Raw genomic sequence first — 14,902 nt, forward strand, 5'->3', positions numbered from 1 at the left:
CGAACCGCGGCTAGGTCCGGACGACCTCCGCGAGCCCGGTCAGCTCGGCCGGCAACGGGCCCTCGTGCAGGACGCCGAGCCGCTGCGTCGCCCGGGTGAGCGCGACGTAGAGGTCGGCGGCGCTGTCGGCGAGGATCGCCGCCGGCTCCACCACCAGGACCGCGTCGAACTCCAGGCCCTTCGTCTCCGACGCCGGCACCGCGCCCGGCACGCCCGGCGGCCCGATCACCACGCTGGTGCCTTCCCGCCCGGCTTCGTCCCGGACGAACTCCTCGATCGCCGTCGTCCGGTCGTCCCCGGTGACCTGCCGGGACCACGGCGGGATGCCGCACGCGCGCACCGACTCGGGCGGCTTGACGTCCGGCGCGAACCCGGCCAGGACCGCGGCCGCGACGGCCATGATCTCCGCCGGGGTGCGGTAGTTGACCGTCAGCGACCGGTAGACCCAGCGGTCGGCGACGTAGGGCGCGAGCATCGCGTCCCACGCCCGCGCGCCGGCCGCCGACCGGCGCTGGGCAAGGTCGCCCACCACTGTGAACGACCGGCCCGGGCACCGCCGCATCAGCACCCGCCAGTCCATTTCGGACAGTTCCTGGGCCTCGTCGACGACGACGTGCCGGTAGGTCCAGTCCCGGTCCGCCGACGCGCGTTCGACGAGGGTGCGCGTGTCGGCCTCGACGAAGCGGTCGGCCAGGTCCTCGGCGTAGAGGAGGTTCTCGGCCGACAGCATGACGTCCTCGTCCATCTCCTCCCGGTCCAGCTTCATCGCCTGGAAGACGCCTTCGGCGTAGTCGGCCTCGGCCTTCCGCGCCCGCGCGGCTGCCGCCTCGGCCGCCTTCTCGGCCGTCTTGTCCCGGCCCAGCAGGTCGACCAGCTCGTCGAGCAGCGGCACGTCCGACACCGTCCACGCTTCGCCGTCGGCGCGCAGCAGGGACGGATCCGCGCCGGCCGCCCGCAGCCGATCGGGAGACGTGTACAGCGACGCCAGCAGGGCTTGCGGCGTCAGGATCGGCCAGAGCTCGTCGAGCGCGGCGGTGAACTTCTCGTCGCCGGCGAGGTCCTCGAGCAGGCCCTTCCGCATGCTCTCCCACTCGTCGCGGTCGTCCCGGCTCAGCCAGCCCTTGCCGATCCGGCCGATCGCCCGTTCGGTGAGCACGTACGTGACGATGTCGGTGAACACGGCGCGGGCTTCGTTGTGCGGCAGCCCGCTGTCGCGCGCCTCCTGCCGGGCCCACTCCGCGGTCTCGGCGTCGATCCGCACCGTGACGTCCTTCAGCGCGATCGGCACCGGCTCGGCCGGCAGCCGCTGCCGGTCGGCGACCGCCGCCTTGAGCACGTCGAGGATCTTCAGCGACCCCTTGAGCCGCGCGGCTTCCGGGGTGTCCTCGGCGGTGACGTGCAGGCCGGGCACGAGGTCGCCGGTGGTCGTGAACACGACGTCGGTCTCGCCCAGCGAGGGCAGGACGCGGCCGATGTGGTTCAGGAACGCCGGGTTCGGCCCGACCACCAGCGCGCCGTGGCGTTCCATCCGCTCCCGCTGCGTGTAGAGCAGGTAGGCGACGCGGTGCAGCGCCACGACCGTCTTCCCGGTGCCCGGGCCACCCTCGATCACCAGCATGCCCGGGTGGTCGAGCCGGATGATCTCGTCCTGCTCGGCCTGGATCGTCGCGACGATGTCGCGCATCTCCTCGCCGCGCGGTGCGTTGACGGCGGCGAGCAGCGCCGCGTCCCCCTGCGCGTCCCCGCCCGGGCGACCCAGGTCCTCGTCGGTGAACCCGAGCACCCGCCGCCCGCGCGTGTGGAACTGGCGGCGCCGGCGCATGTCCTCCGGGTTCGCGCCGGTGGCCGTGTAGAACGGGCGGGCGGCCGGCGCGCGCCAGTCGAGCAGCACCGGCCGGTAGTCGTCGTCCTCCTCGAACAGCCCGATGCGCCCGATGTAGGACTGCTCGCCCGAGACGGCGTCCAGCCGGCCGAAGCACAGCCCGTTGTCGACGACGTCGAGCCGCTTCACCTGCCGGCCGAGCGAGCGCACGCCGACGTCCCGTTCCATGGCGCCGATGCCCTTGCCGCCGAGCGCCGCCTCGTACTCGCCCTTCACCCGCGCGCGCTCGGCGTCGAGTCGGGCGTACAGCCCGGCGACGTGGTCGCGTTCGGACCGCAGTTCTTCTTCGTACCCCTGAGACAAATTTCCCTCTTCGTTCTCGGATGACCGTGTTCAGGCGTTGGGTGCGCCGAACCACTTCCGCAGCACGCCGGGCAGGTCCGCGCCGTCTGCCCCGGCCCAGACGACGTGCCCGTCCGGGCGCAGCAGCACCGCGGGCACGTCCAGCTCCTCGCTGACGTCGACGACGTGGTCGACCCGGTCCTCCCAGCCCGCCGCCGAAAGCGAGCCGGTCTGATCGAGCAGCAGCCCGCGGCCCGCGTGCAGCAGCCCGTAGAGGTGCCCCTGCTTGAGCCCGACGTCCCGCAGGCGCCGGCCCAGCAGGGGGTGGCCCTCGCCGAAGTCGTAGCGGATCCCGATCGCGATGATCTTCTCGGTGAGGTACCGGTTGACCTCGTCGAAGTCCATCAGCTCCGCGAGCAGCCGGCGTGCCGCCTGCGGGCCCGGCTCGAGCTGCATCAGCTCCATCTGCGCACGGGTGTTGTTCAGCACGTCCTCGGCCACCGGGTGCCGTTCGGCCTCGTAGCTGTCCAGCAGCCCCTCCGGAGCCCAGCCGTTGACCTCGGCCGCGAGCTTCCAGCCCAGGTTGAACGCGTCCTGGACGCCGAGGTTGAGCCCCTGCCCGCCGGTCGGGGGGTGGACGTGCGCCGCGTCGCCGGCCAGCAGCACGCGGCCGACCCGGTAGCGCTCGGCCTGCCGGGTGGCGTCCCCGAACCGGGAGAGCCAGCGCGGCGAATGCACGCCGAAGTCGGTCCCGGCGGTCTTCCGCAGCTGCTCCTTGAGCTCGTCCAGGGTCGGCGCGGTCCGGCGGTCTTCGGCGACCCCTTCGGCGGGGACGCCGACGCGGTAGGTCCCGCCTTCCACGGGCATGAACCCGAACCGCTTCTGGGTCTTGCGGACCTCGATGTTCGCGGTGTCGATCTCCTCCCGTGAGACGCCCACCTCGACTTCGGCCAGCAGCGTCTCGATCCGGCTGGGCTCGCCGGGGAACCCGACGCCGAGCAGCTTGCGCACGGTGCTGCGGCCGCCGTCGCAACCGACGAGGAAGCGCGCCCGCAGCCGTTCGCCGCCGGCCAGCTCGACCGTCACGCCTTCGTCGTCCTGCTCGAGCCCGGTGACCTCGCAGCCGCGCCGGATTTCGGCGCCGGCTTCGAGCGCGTGCTCGGTCAGGAGCCGGTCGATGACGGGCTGGTGGATGCCGAGCGTGTAGCCGTGCGCGGTGTCCAGCCGGTCCGGCGACGGCTTCGGAATCCCGGCGAAGAAACCCCCGACCGGGTATTTCGTGCCCAGTTCCAGGAACCGCTCCAGCAGCCCCCGCTGGTCCATCACTTCGATGCTGCGCGCGTGCAGGCCGAGCGAGCGGACGACCTTCGTCGGCTCCGCGTCCCGTTCCAGCACGAGCACGTCGACGCCGTGCAGCCGGAGTTCGGCGGCCAGCATCACGCCGGTCGGCCCACCGCCGGCGATGATCACGTCAGTCAAAAAGACCCCCTTGAATCCCCGCGTTTGCGCAGGTTGTGGCTTCGGTCGAGAATTGTGCGGCACGACGGGGGTCTTGCCGCAAGCCCAGGGGTGCGCTATACGTTAAACATGGAGGGGAGTGGTTTTTCTCCCTCCGGTCTCCGGGACGTCTTCCCAGATCCAGCCCTTCGTACCAGGTTTCGGCTCGATCCGCGCCGGCGATCTATGACAGGCGTCATAGTGTGGTTCGCGTCGCCTTGTGCTCTCATGAGGTTATGACAGGCGTCATAGAGATCCGGGAGCTGGGCGACCGCCGGGCGGACCGGGAGTGCGTGGCTGCGCTGGTCGCTGCCTGCTCGCCGGAGAGCCTCCGGCGGCGCTTCATGATGGGCGGCCCGGCCGAGCCGGGCGAGGTCTTCCGGCGCTACGGCCGGTTCCTGCTCGCCGGGGCGCTCGCGCTGCTGGCCACCCGCGGCGGGGTTCCGGTGGGGCTGCTCAACTTCGTCGCGGTGACCGCGGGCGAAGCCGAGATCGGGATCCTCGTCGCCGATCCCTGGCAGCGGCAGGGGATCGGGAGCGCACTCGCCCGGTGGCTCTGGGCTTCGGGGAGGTTCCCGGGCTGGACGGTGCGCGGCACCGTGCGGGCGGGCAACAAAGGGGCCGAAGCGCTGGTGCTGCGCCAGGGTTTCCGGCCGGTGCCCGGCTACGAACGCGGCGAACGGGATTTCGTCCTGGTCGTGCCGGACTGGGCTACCATGACGGACGTCATGAAGGAGGCGGCCGATGACCAGGACACCGCGCGAGCGGATGGTGCTCAGCGCCGCGCAGCTGGTGCGGATCCACGGTGTCGGGGCGACCGGCATGCGGGACGTGGTCGCGCACGCCGAAGCCCCGCGCGGATCCCTGCAGCACTACTTCCCCGGCGGTAAGGACCAGCTGATCGCCGAAGCCGTCGCGTGGGCGGGGGACTACGCCGCCCGGCGCGTGGCGCGGGTCGCGGCCAAGATCGAGGACCCGACCCCCGGCAAGCTCTTCGAGGCCATGGCCGCGCAGTGGCGCAACGAGTTCACGGCGCAGGGTTTCGACGGCGGCTGCCCGCTGGTTGCGACGGTCGCCGACACCGCGGCGACCAGCGACGACCTGCGGGAAGCGGTCGGCAAGGCGTTCGACGGCTGGCAGCGCCCGGTCGCGGCGACGCTGGCGGAGCTGGGCGTTTCCGAAGCCCGTAGCGCGTCCTTGGCGGTGCTGATGCTCAGCGCGCTGGAGGGCGCGATCGTCCTGGCGCGGGCACACCGGGACGTCGCGCCGTTGGACACGGTGGTCGCGGAACTGCGGCCGTTGCTCGACGGTGCCGTGAAACGACGTGAATGACTCATTCCTGTCGTCCGACGACAGGAATGAGTCATTCACGTCATGTTCGTGGTGACCACTGTGGACTGGAGGCCGCGGAAGAACTCCCGGATGTCCCGCACCAGCACGTCCGGCGCCTGCAGCGACGCGAAGTGCCCGCCGGTGTCGTACTCCGTCCAGCGCGTGATCGTGTTGGACAGCGCGGCCAGGCCGCGGATCGCGTGGTCGCCGTGGAAGTTCGCCACCGCCGTCGGCACGCCGGAGGGCGCCGGGCGCTCGCCCCAGCCGTCCTGGGCCGCCTCCCGGTAGAGGCGCGCGGCCGAGCCCGCGGTGCCGGTGAGCCAGAAGATCGTCACGTTCGTCAGGATCGCGTCGCGGTCCACCGGTGTCTGGTCCGTCGCGGTCGGGTCCCAGTCCACGAACCACTCCAGATTCCACGCGAGCTGTCCGGCGGGGGAGTCGTTGAGCGCGTAGGCGAGGGTCTGCGGCCGCGTCGCCATCTGCGTGGCGTAGCTGGAATGGCCGTACCACCACGCTTCGTTCTCCTTCGCCCGCTCTCGGTCCTCTTCGGACAGTCGCTCGAGGTCGCCGGGCGCGGTCGGGACCCCGGCGTTGGCGACGGCGTTGACGTGCACCCCGAGCACCGCCTCCGGCGCGGTCCGGCCCAGTTCGGGCGAGACGATGCTGCCGAAGTCGCCGCCCTGGGCGCCGTAGCGCTCGTAGCCGAGCCGCCGCATCAGCTCGGCCCACGCCCGGGCCGTCCGGCGCGTGGTCCAGCCGCGTTCGCGCGTCGGCCCGGAGAAGGCGAAGCCGGGCACCGACGGCGCGACGACGTGGAACGCGTCCGCCGGGTCGCCGCCGTGGGCGCGCGGGTCGGTGAGCGGCCCGAGGACCTCGAGGAAGTCGGCGACCGTGCTCGGCCAGCCGTGGGTCAGGATCAGCGGCGTCGCGTCCGGCTCGGGGGAGCGGACGTGCAGGAAGTGCACGAGCTGGCCGTCGATCGTGGTCGTGAACTGCGGGAACGCGTTGAGCCGGGCCTCCTGGGCGCGCCAGTCGTAGCCCGTCTGCCAGTACTCCACGAGCTCGGCCAGGTAGGGCTCGCTGACGCCGTAGTCCCAGCCGGCGCCGGGCAGTTCGCCCGGCCAGCGGGTGCGGGCGAGCCGGTGGTGCAGCTCGTCGAGGCCGGCCTGCGGGATGTCGATGCGGAAGGGATCCATGCCGTCGACCGTCTCGCGGGTGGAGGACGGTTCCGGTCCTGAATTCCCGCCACATCCGGGCGGCCGCGGGCGAATGGCCGTTGGTCCCCGCCACCGGTGACTTACTCCTGCTTCGGCGAACCGCGGCCGGAGGGTTGGCTGGCGGGACAGGCTCCCGCCACGGACGGGACCGGAGGGGGACCGCTTCCGGTACGCAGCCACGGTTCACGTTGCCGGGCCCGCCGTGCGCCGAGCACGAACCCAGGCGAATCGAGGCGTCGCGTGATGTCACGATCATCCAGATCCGCCGCAGCGGTGTTGTCGGCGATAGCGTTCTGTCTCGCCGCTTCGGCGGGCCCCGCGTTCGCGGACGACACACCGCCCGCGGCTTCCGAAACCACCGAAACCACCGCCGAGCCGGCGCCGGTCACCCCGACGGCCGCGCCACCGTCGTCCGAGCCCACGACGGTGTCCCGGCCATCGGCGAGCGAACCGGAAACCACCGCACCGCCCGGCTCCGGGACCGCACCGACCACACCGCCGACGGCGGCTCCGCAGCCCGCCGCGCCCGATCTGCCGGACCTGCGGCTGTCGGTGTGGTTCGACCAGTCGTCGTACTTCGCCACCGAGCAGATCACGGCGCACGCCATGATCACCAACGCGGGGAACACGACCGCGAACCAGGCCAGCCTGATCTCCACCGGGAACTTCTCGACCGACTGGTGGACACCGGCTTTCTCCCTCGGTGTGCCGGTCGAGCCGGGACAGACCGTGGAAGGCACCGCCACCGGGTACGTCACCACCACGTCCGGCCCCCTGACCATCACCGTCACCGCCGTCCTGCTCGATGCCCAGCAGGATGCCGAGCCGGCCGACAACACGGTCACCGTTTCCGTCCCGGTCACGCACGTCACCGGGAGCTATCGGGGAACCGTCTACGGCGACCGCAACGGGAACGGTGCGATGGATCCCGGGGAGGCGCTGGCCGGAATGCCGCTGTACGCCACGGGCGGGATCCCGGACGTCACCTTCATCACCACCACCGATGCCGGGGGACACTTCGTCTTCGCGGACCTGCCTGCCGGCAGCTACTCCACCATCTTCGGCGTCAACACCGACTGGTACCTGGTCGGACCGAGTGTCGAAGTGGACGGTGTCCACGACCCCGACGAGCTGATCCGCGGCACTCCTCTGGTCGACACGTGGCTGTCCACCACCTTGGCGTTCACCCAGCAGTCGTACCGGAAGGGCGACGTCGCGCACCTGAGCGTGACCATGACGAACAACGGCACGGCGGTGCTCACCGGCCTGACCGCGGAGTGCTACGCCACCGCTTCGGGCCAGGTCGCCACCGGCGAGCTGGCCGAAGGCGGCCCGGGTGTGACTTTGCCCGCCGGGACGACCCGCGTCGTGGACATGACGGTCCGGATCACGGACGAGGCGGCCGTCGACGGCTACCTCCGCGTCCACTGCGCCGTCGGTTCGCCGCCCTACCTCAACGGGGGGACGCCCGTCACCGCGACGGCGAGGGTCCCCGGTGGGGTCGCGCCGCGGGCCGTGGGCTACCTGGGGCTCTTCAAGGGCAAGGAGGTACTGGGCCCGCCCAGGAGCGACCCGTTGCCCGGTGTGAAGGTCTACCTGCGCAACCAGGTCACCGGAGCGGTCGTCGCCCGCGCGGTGACGGGCACCGACGGCCGGTTCACCTTCTTCGACCTGCCGGCCGACCTCTACGACCTCGGGATCGTGGGACCGTGGCAGCTGACCTACTCCGAACCCGAGTTCGGGGCGCGTGACGGGGAGAACGGGTTCGACACCCAGGACCCCTTCCGCCACCGCTACTACGTCATTCCCGGTCCGGACCAGCCCGATCCGGACGCCACGACGCCACCCGGCGAGCAGCCCGCACCCGGCGCGTCGCCGGCGGGGGCCGAACCGGGGACCACGTCCTCGTCCGGCCTGGCCTCGACGGGCACCGAGATCACGTGGCTCGCCTTGGGCGCCTTCGTCACGACGACCGCCGGCGCGGCGCTCGTGCTCGGCGCGTACCGGCGGCGATGGCGGCAGTGACACCGGGTCCACCCGGCGGCGTGCCGAAAGAGGCGCGCCGCCGGCGGACCGCTAGGTGTGGGTGCCGCCGTCGATGCGGATTTCCGTGCCCGTGATGAACTTGCCGTCGTCCGAGGCCAGCATCGCCACCACGCCCGCCACCGTCTCCGGGCCCGCCACCGGGTTGCCGACCTCTGTCGTGTGGTCCGTCGGGAGGATCGGCAGCAGGCGGCCGAACAGGGTGAAGTCGATGTCCTGGGGCAGCCAGCTCGCCGCCGAGTCCGTGATGCCGCTCTTCACGCTGCCCGGCGCGATGCTCACCGCGCGCAGGCCCTGCTTGCTGTACTCCAGGGCCAGCGAGTGCGTGAACGCCTGGATGCCGCCCTTGCTCGCGCAGTACGCCGCCATGTACGGGTGGGCGAACGAAGCCGACGTCGAGCTGAAGTTCACCACCACGCCGTGCTCGGACTCGAGCAGCGCCGGCAGGGCCGCCCGCGTCACCAGGAACGTGCCGGTCAGGTTCACCGCCAGCACCCGGTTCCACAGCTCCAGTGGCGTCTCGTGCGTGTGCGACGCCAGCAGGATCCCCGCCGCGTTGACCACCACGTCGAGTCCGCCGAGCGCGTTGACCGCCGACCTCACCCCGAAGGCCACCGACTCTTCGTCGGCGACGTCCATGACGTAGGTCGTCAGGCCGCCGAGGCTCGTGGCCTTCTGAGTCTCGATCAAGCCCTCTTCGGCGACGTCGGTGCCGATGACCTGCGCCCCCTCCTCCATCAGGCGGAGCGTGGTGGCCCGGCCGATGCCGGAGCCGGCACCGGTGACCAGGATGCGGCGATCGCGCAGGCGTTCCATGGCGATCACCGTAGCCAAGAACTCAGAGCGCGGGCACCCTCTCGGACTCCGGCGGCGGGCCCGGCGGGGTGCCGTCGCCGAACGGGCGCCCGCCCAGCTCCTCGCGGTGGTGCGGCGTCGGCCAGCCCGACAGGTCCGGTCCGAGCGGCACGATCCCGGTCGGGTTCACGTTCTTGTGCACCACGTAGTAGTGCTCCTTGATCTGCGGGAAGTCGATCGTGTCGCCGAACCCGGGCGTCTGGAACAGGTCGCGCGTGTAGGCCCACAGCACCGGCAGCTCGGTGAGCTTCTGCCGGTTGCACTTGAAGTGGCCGTGGTAGACCGCGTCGAACCGGACGAGCGTGGTGAACAACCGGACGTCGGCTTCGGTGATCGTGTCGCCGACCAGGTAGCGCTGCCCCGCGAGCCGCTCCGAAAGCCAGTCCAGCCGCGAGAACAGCTTGGTGTAGGAGTGCTCGTACGCCTCCTGGGAACGGGCGAAGCCGCACTGGTAGACCGCGTTGTTGACGTCGGTGAACACCTTCTGCGCGACGTCGTCGATCTCGTCGCGCAGCTTCTCCGGGTACAGCTCCGGCGCGCCCTCGCGGTGGTACGCGGTCCACTCGGTGGACATGTCGAGCGTCATCTGCGCGAAGTCGTTCGTGACGACCTGGCCGCTCGGGACGTCGACGAACGCCGGCACGGTGATGCCGCGGGGGTACTCCGGGTCGCGCTTGAAGAACGCCTCCTGCAGCCGCTCGATGCCGAGCACCGGGTCCCGGCCGTCCGGGTCGAGGTCGAAGCTCCAGCTCCGCTCGTCGTGCACCGGCCCGGCGATGCCCATGGACAGCACCGGCTCGAGGCCCAGCAGGCGCCGCACGATCACCGCGCGGTTGGCCCACGGGCAGGCGCGGGCGACGATCAGCCGGTAGCGCCCGGGTTCGACCGGCCAGCCGTCGCGGCCGTCGGCGGTGATGCGGTCCGGGATGTAGTTCAGGTCCCGCTGGTACTCGCCCTTGTCGCTCATCGGCGTCCTCAGCAGTCGTCGGTCGGGGGAGTGGCGTCGAGCGCCGCGGCCAGCCGGGCCAGCACCGGTCCGGCCGTGCGGACGTCGTCGGTGCTCAGGTGGTCGAACACCGACGCCCGCACGCGGGCGAGGTGGCTCGGGTAGGCCGCCTCCAGTCTGGTCAGTCCCGCGTCGGTCAGCACGGCGTTGGACGCGCGGCCGTCTTCGGCGCACTTGCGCTTCTCGACCAGGCCGCGGCGGGTGAGGTCGTTGACGACCCGGCTGATCCGGCTCAGCGAAAGGCCGGTGGTCGCGGCCAGTGCCGAGATGCGGAGCACCTGGTCGGGCGCTTCGGACAGGGCGACCAGCACGCCGTAGTCGGTGATCGCGAGGCCGGTTTCGGGCAGGAACTGGTCTTCGAGCGCCCGCGGCAGCGCGGTCGTGATGCGCATCAGCGACCGCCAGAACGGAGCCTCGTCGAGGTCGAGCGCGTACGGTTCACCCATACCGGCGAGTCTAGCGAAAGCTTGCTTGCGCAACCAGCCAAAATGAGTACAGTGTTGTTGAGCCCTCAATCACTGGGGGGCGCCACCACGAGGAGAGAAGAAAAGATGACCAGCGCGACCACCTACCCCCAGCTGACCGGCGAGTACACCCTGGACGCCGCCCACTCGCGGATCGGGTTCGTCGCCCGGCACGCGATGGTGACCAAGGTGCGCGGCAGCTTCAACGACTTCACCGGCACCGCGACGATCGACGGCGACGCGCCGGAGAAGTCGTCCGCCCAGGTGACCATCCAGGCGCACAGCATCGACACCCGCAACGCGGACCGCGACGGGCACCTGAAGAGCAACGACTTCCTGTCGATGGACGAATACCCCACGATCACCTTCACCACCACCGAGATCAAGCAGGTCGGCGACACCAGCTTCGAGGTGACCGGTGACCTGACGATCAAGGACGTCACCCGCTCGGTGACCATCCCGTTCGAGTTCGAGGGCTCCGCCAAGGACCCGTTCGGCAACGACCGGATCGGCTTCGAGGGCTCCACGACGATCAGCCGCAAGGACTACGGCATCACCTGGAACGCGGCGCTGGAGACCGGCGGCGTGCTGGTGAGCGACAAGGTCACCCTCGAGTTCGAGATCTCCGCGATCAAGAACGCCTGACTTCGGGAGCGGGAGCCGGTCTCAGTGCCGGTTCCCGCTCGCCCGCAGGTTCGCGATCCCGACGTCGAGCGCCGCTTCGAGGTGGTCGATGCGGCCGGTCGACAGCATCACCACCACGCCGCCCTGGATGCCCGCCAGCAGGGCGGCGCTCGTGCGTTCCGCGTCCAGGTCGGCGCTCACCTCACCGGCCTCCTGCAGGTGGCGGATGCCCGCCTCGATCTCGTCCTGCCAGCGCCGCAGCAGCTCGCTCACGACGGCCTGCGCCCCCGGCGTCGCGCGGCCCAGCTGGGAGATCAGCACGTTGAGCGGGCAGTGCTGCCCCCGGCTGTCGTAGTGCGAGACGACCGTGTCGCGCCACCGCTGCCACGCCGCCCACGACGTCAGCCGGCCCAGCTGCGGCTGCTGGACTTCCAGGACCTGGTCCGCTTCGAAGCGCGCGACCGCCAGCAGGAGCTCTTCCTTGCCGTCCGGGAAGTAGTGGAAGAGCTGGCTCTTGCTGGTGCGGGTCCGCGCCCGGACATCGTCGAGCGTCGTGACGGCGACTCCGCGCGCACGGATCTCCGCCGCGGCGCCTTCGATGATCCGCTGTCGCGTCGCGGCGCCCTTGGCGGTCAGCTTTGGACTCACAGGTCCACTTTAAACCAGTGTCGCCGAACCGGGGCGGGACGGGACAATCCCGGCATGTCCACGCTCACACCCGTGCCGGTCCTGGCGTTGATCGGCGCCGTGTCCGGTGCGGTCACGGCGTGGCTGATCCTGCGCCGGGACCGGCCCGTGCAGGTGCTCACCCCCTCGGCACCGCCGGAACCGATGGCCCCCGACGTCACCGCGCGGCTGCTGGCCGACGAGCGCACCGCCCGGCTGGCCGCGCTGGCCCACCTCGCCGAGCTGGCCGGCAGTGACCCCGCCCGGCGCCAGGCCTGCGTCGACGAGATCGTCGCCCAGCTCCGCTGCCGGTGGCCCGACCGGCGGGCCTGGCAGGCGGACCTCTGGAGGCTCCTGCTCCCGCACCTGCGGCGGACCTCGCCGCGCTTCTGGCCCGGAATGGCCCTGTGCCTGGAGTCGCTCGCGCTCCACGACGTGGACCTGCGGGGATGTGAGGTGCGCGACCTCGTGTTCCGTGGCGTGCGCTTCCTCGGCGACGCCCGCTTCGAAGGTGTGGTGGTCACCGGCCTGGCCTGCTTCGAGGAGGCGTGGTTCGCGCGGCACGCCCGGTTCGGGGGAGCGCGGTTCGGGACGGGCGCGGACTTCGAGCACGTGACCTTCACCGGGAACGCGGCGTTCGCGGAGGTGGACGCGCGCGACACGATGTGGTTCGACGAGGCCCGGTTCTCGGCTCTCGCGGACTTCACGGCCGCGGGGTTCACGGCCGTCTCGTTCGCGGGCGTGGGCTTCGCCGGCCGGACGACGTTTCGCGACGCTCGCTTCGCCGACGCGTTCTTCGAGGGAGCCCGGTTCAGCGGGCCCGCCGACTTCGCCGGGACCTCGGCCGAGCGGTTCCGCTTCCCCCGGGCGCGCGCCCGCACGGACGCCCACGTGGTCCGGACCTGGCCATCAGGCTGGGGCCTGGGGCCGCCGCGGCCGCTCAAGCCGGGTGTCTGGGCGGAGCTTCGGGAGTCCCGGACGCGGTGAATGAATGACTCATTCCTGGCATCGGACGCCAGGAACGAGTCATTCACTGCGTCGACCGGATCGGGACCTCGGCGTCGTCGCGCAGGAAGACCGGGATCCGCTCGGCCGGGGCCGCCGCCTCGACCGTGATCCCGCCCTCGTGGCGCGCGCCGGTGACCGCGTCCGTCCACGCCGCACCCGCGGGCAGGTACACCCGCCGGGACGTGGCTCCCGGCTCGAGCACCGGCGCGACCAGCACGTCCGGCCCCAGCAGGAACTCGTCGTCGACCTCCCACGAAGCGGCGTCCCCGGGGAAGTCGACGAACAGCGGCCGCATCGGGGGGATGCCCTGCTCGTGCGCCACCCGCATCTGGGCCGTCAAGTACGGCCGCAGCCGCTCGCGCAGCCGCAGGGACTCCGAAATCGCTTCGTACGCCGGAGCGCCGTAGGACCAGGCTTCGTTGGGCCCGCCGGTCATCTCCGGACCGAACGGCGGCCGCGGGTCGCGGAAGCCGTGCAGGCGGAACAGCGGGCAGAACACCCCGTACTGGAACCACCGCACCATCAGCTCGCGGTACTCCGGCGAGTCCGGGTCACCACCGTGGAAGCCGCCGATGTCCGTGGTCCACCAGGGGATCCCGGCCAGCGCCACGTTCAGCCCCGCCCTGACCTGCACCCGCAGCGACGCCCACGTCGCCGGGACGTCGCCCGACCAGAGCGCGGCGCCGAACCGCTGGCTGCCCGCCCACGCCGAGCGGCTGAGCAGCACGACCTCGTCGTCGCCTTCGCCGCGGATGCCGTCGTGGAACGTCTGCGCGTTCGCCTGCGGGTAGAGGTTGAACACCTCCGAGCCCGGGCCGGCGTGGAAGCCGAGGTTGTGCGGGTGGCCGGGCTGGATCTCCGGCTCGTCGCCGTCCAGCCACCACGCGCGCACACCGAGGTCGTAGTAGTTCTCCTTGACCTTGCTCCAGACGAACCGCCGCGCCGCCGGGTTCGTCGCGTCGTAGAACGCCACCGGCATCTCGGTGCCGAACCCCTTGTCCTTCCACGGCGCGTGTGCCGGGACGCCGTTCTCGGCCGCGACCAGGAGCCCCTTCTCGTGCAGTTCCCGGTAGTTCGAGGACAACGGGCTCACCGACGGCCACACCGAGACCATCAGCTTGACGCCCAGCTCGTCGAGCTCCCGCACCAGCCCGGCCGGGTCCGGCCACTCGGCGGGGTCGAACTTCCAGTCGCCGAGGTGGGTCCAGTGGAAGAAGTCCGCCACGATCACCGACAGCGGCAGCCCGCGCGAGTGGTACTCGCGAGCCACGGAGAGAAGCTCCTCTTGGGTGCGGTAGCGCAGTTTCGACTGCCAGAACCCGGCCGCCCACTCCGGCAGCATCGGTGCGTAGCCGGTCGCGTCGGCGTAGTGGCCGAGGATCTCCCGCGGGCCGTCGCCGGTGGTGATCCAGTAGTCGAGCTGGCGGGCGTCGTCGGCGACCCAGCGGGTGCCGTTGGCGGCCAGCTCCACCCGCCCGACCGCGGGGTTGTTCCAGAGGAACCCGTAACCGCGGCTGGACAGCAGGAACGGCACCGACACCTCGGCGTTGCGCTGCACCAGGTCCAGCACGAGGCCCTTCTGGTCGAGCCGCCCGTGCGTGTGCTGGCCGAGACCGTAGATCCGCTCGCCCTCGTAGGCGGTGAACCGCTGCTCGAGGCGGCCGTACCCGTTGCGCGACGGCATGAACAGCCGTGCTCCGGGCCACCAGAAGTGCGCGCGCTGCTCGGAAAGCAGCTCTTCGCCGGTGCCGGTCCGGACGAACCGCAGCTGCGCGTCGATCCCGGTGTCGGTGTCGGCGATCTCGACGATCGCGGTGAGCGCGCCGTTGACGAGCTTGCCGCACCGCCCGTCCGTCTCCGCGGTGGCGGACGACGGCTTCGCGGGCAGCAGCGCCCCGGGCACGTCGTCGAGGATGCGGTGCCGGCCGGCGCGCACGCGCAGGCTGCCGTCGCCCCACGGCTCGACGCGCAGGACCTCGTGCCGCACGGTGACTTCGAGCGAGCGGCCGTCTTCGGACGTGATCAC

Annotated in this window: 14 protein-coding genes; 5 read left to right on the forward strand and 9 right to left on the reverse strand. The window is 71.5% G+C overall.

Annotation, left to right across the window (positions count from 1 at the left end):
- Positions 1 to 10: 10 nt before the first annotated feature.
- A complete protein-coding gene (gene helR / locus QRX60_RS35815; RefSeq protein ID WP_285995869.1) occupies positions 11 to 2,185 on the reverse strand; it encodes an RNA polymerase recycling motor ATPase HelR in 2,175 nt (724 codons plus the stop codon).
- A gap of 30 nt (positions 2,186 to 2,215) precedes the next feature.
- Positions 2,216 to 3,643, reverse strand: a complete 1,428-nt coding sequence (gene rox / locus QRX60_RS35820; RefSeq protein WP_285995870.1) for a rifampin monooxygenase — start codon at positions 3,641 to 3,643, stop codon at positions 2,216 to 2,218.
- A 254-nt stretch (positions 3,644 to 3,897) separates the two neighbouring features.
- On the opposite strand from rox, the gene QRX60_RS35825 reads away from it, so the two are divergent.
- Together QRX60_RS35825 and QRX60_RS35830 are read left to right on the forward strand one after the other, a co-directional pair.
- Complete coding sequence (locus tag QRX60_RS35825) at positions 3,898 to 4,551, forward strand: GNAT family N-acetyltransferase (protein WP_285995871.1); 654 nt, start codon at positions 3,898 to 3,900, stop codon at positions 4,549 to 4,551.
- Positions 4,484 to 4,993 carry an LmrA/YxaF family transcription factor gene (locus tag QRX60_RS35830; RefSeq protein WP_456298872.1) on the forward strand — a complete coding sequence of 170 codons (510 nt, stop codon included), beginning with the start codon at positions 4,484 to 4,486 and terminating at the stop codon, positions 4,991 to 4,993. Before QRX60_RS35825 ends, QRX60_RS35830 begins: the two co-directional genes overlap by 68 nt.
- A 35-nt stretch (positions 4,994 to 5,028) precedes the next feature.
- On the opposite strand, the gene QRX60_RS35835 is transcribed toward QRX60_RS35830, so the two are convergent.
- Together QRX60_RS35835 and QRX60_RS35840 are read right to left on the reverse strand one after the other, a co-directional pair.
- Positions 5,029 to 6,189, reverse strand: coding sequence for an epoxide hydrolase family protein (locus QRX60_RS35835; RefSeq protein ID WP_285995872.1), 1,161 nt, complete (start codon positions 6,187 to 6,189; stop codon positions 5,029 to 5,031).
- A 101-nt stretch (positions 6,190 to 6,290) separates the two neighbouring features.
- Positions 6,291 to 6,869, reverse strand: a complete 579-nt coding sequence (locus tag QRX60_RS35840; RefSeq protein ID WP_285995873.1) for a hypothetical protein — start codon at positions 6,867 to 6,869, stop codon at positions 6,291 to 6,293.
- Here QRX60_RS35840 and QRX60_RS35845 point away from each other — a divergent pair.
- A complete protein-coding gene (locus QRX60_RS35845) occupies positions 6,817 to 8,235 on the forward strand; it encodes a hypothetical protein (protein WP_285995874.1) in 1,419 nt (472 codons plus the stop codon). The two genes, QRX60_RS35840 and QRX60_RS35845, sit on opposite strands and share 53 nt — an antisense overlap.
- Positions 8,236 to 8,286: 51 nt before the next feature.
- Here the strand turns inward: QRX60_RS35845 and QRX60_RS35850 are convergent, their stop codons facing one another.
- From QRX60_RS35850 to QRX60_RS35860, 3 genes are read right to left on the reverse strand one after another with little or no spacing between them, the layout of a single operon-like run.
- The gene (locus QRX60_RS35850; protein WP_285995875.1) at positions 8,287 to 9,069 is read right to left on the reverse strand and encodes an SDR family NAD(P)-dependent oxidoreductase; all 783 of its coding nucleotides are present in this window, start codon (positions 9,067 to 9,069) and stop codon (positions 8,287 to 8,289) included.
- Positions 9,070 to 9,091: 22 nt separating this feature from the next.
- Complete coding sequence (locus QRX60_RS35855; protein WP_285995876.1) at positions 9,092 to 10,075, reverse strand: glutathione S-transferase family protein; 984 nt, start codon at positions 10,073 to 10,075, stop codon at positions 9,092 to 9,094.
- A gap of 8 nt (positions 10,076 to 10,083) precedes the next feature.
- Positions 10,084 to 10,560, reverse strand: a complete 477-nt coding sequence (locus QRX60_RS35860) for a MarR family winged helix-turn-helix transcriptional regulator (protein ID WP_285995877.1) — start codon at positions 10,558 to 10,560, stop codon at positions 10,084 to 10,086.
- A gap of 105 nt (positions 10,561 to 10,665) precedes the next feature.
- Here QRX60_RS35860 and QRX60_RS35865 point away from each other — a divergent pair, with 105 nt between their 5' ends.
- The gene (locus QRX60_RS35865; protein WP_285995878.1) at positions 10,666 to 11,223 is read left to right on the forward strand and encodes a YceI family protein; all 558 of its coding nucleotides are present in this window, start codon (positions 10,666 to 10,668) and stop codon (positions 11,221 to 11,223) included.
- A 21-nt stretch (positions 11,224 to 11,244) separates the two neighbouring features.
- On the opposite strand, the gene QRX60_RS35870 is transcribed toward QRX60_RS35865, so the two are convergent.
- Positions 11,245 to 11,850 carry a TetR/AcrR family transcriptional regulator gene (locus QRX60_RS35870; RefSeq protein WP_285995879.1) on the reverse strand — a complete coding sequence of 202 codons (606 nt, stop codon included), beginning with the start codon at positions 11,848 to 11,850 and terminating at the stop codon, positions 11,245 to 11,247.
- Between the two features lie 54 nt (positions 11,851 to 11,904).
- Between QRX60_RS35870 and QRX60_RS35875 the strand changes: the two genes are divergently transcribed.
- A complete protein-coding gene (locus QRX60_RS35875) occupies positions 11,905 to 12,855 on the forward strand; it encodes a pentapeptide repeat-containing protein (protein ID WP_285995880.1) in 951 nt (316 codons plus the stop codon).
- Positions 12,856 to 12,898: 43 nt separating this feature from the next.
- On the opposite strand, the gene QRX60_RS35880 is transcribed toward QRX60_RS35875, so the two are convergent.
- Positions 12,899 to 14,902, reverse strand: coding sequence for a glycoside hydrolase family 31 protein (locus QRX60_RS35880; protein ID WP_285995881.1), 2,004 nt, complete (start codon positions 14,900 to 14,902; stop codon positions 12,899 to 12,901).

Origin of the sequence: Amycolatopsis mongoliensis (genome assembly GCF_030285665.1) — a bacterium.
In the GTDB taxonomy this organism is placed as follows: Bacteria; Actinomycetota; Actinomycetes; order Mycobacteriales; family Pseudonocardiaceae; genus Amycolatopsis; species Amycolatopsis mongoliensis.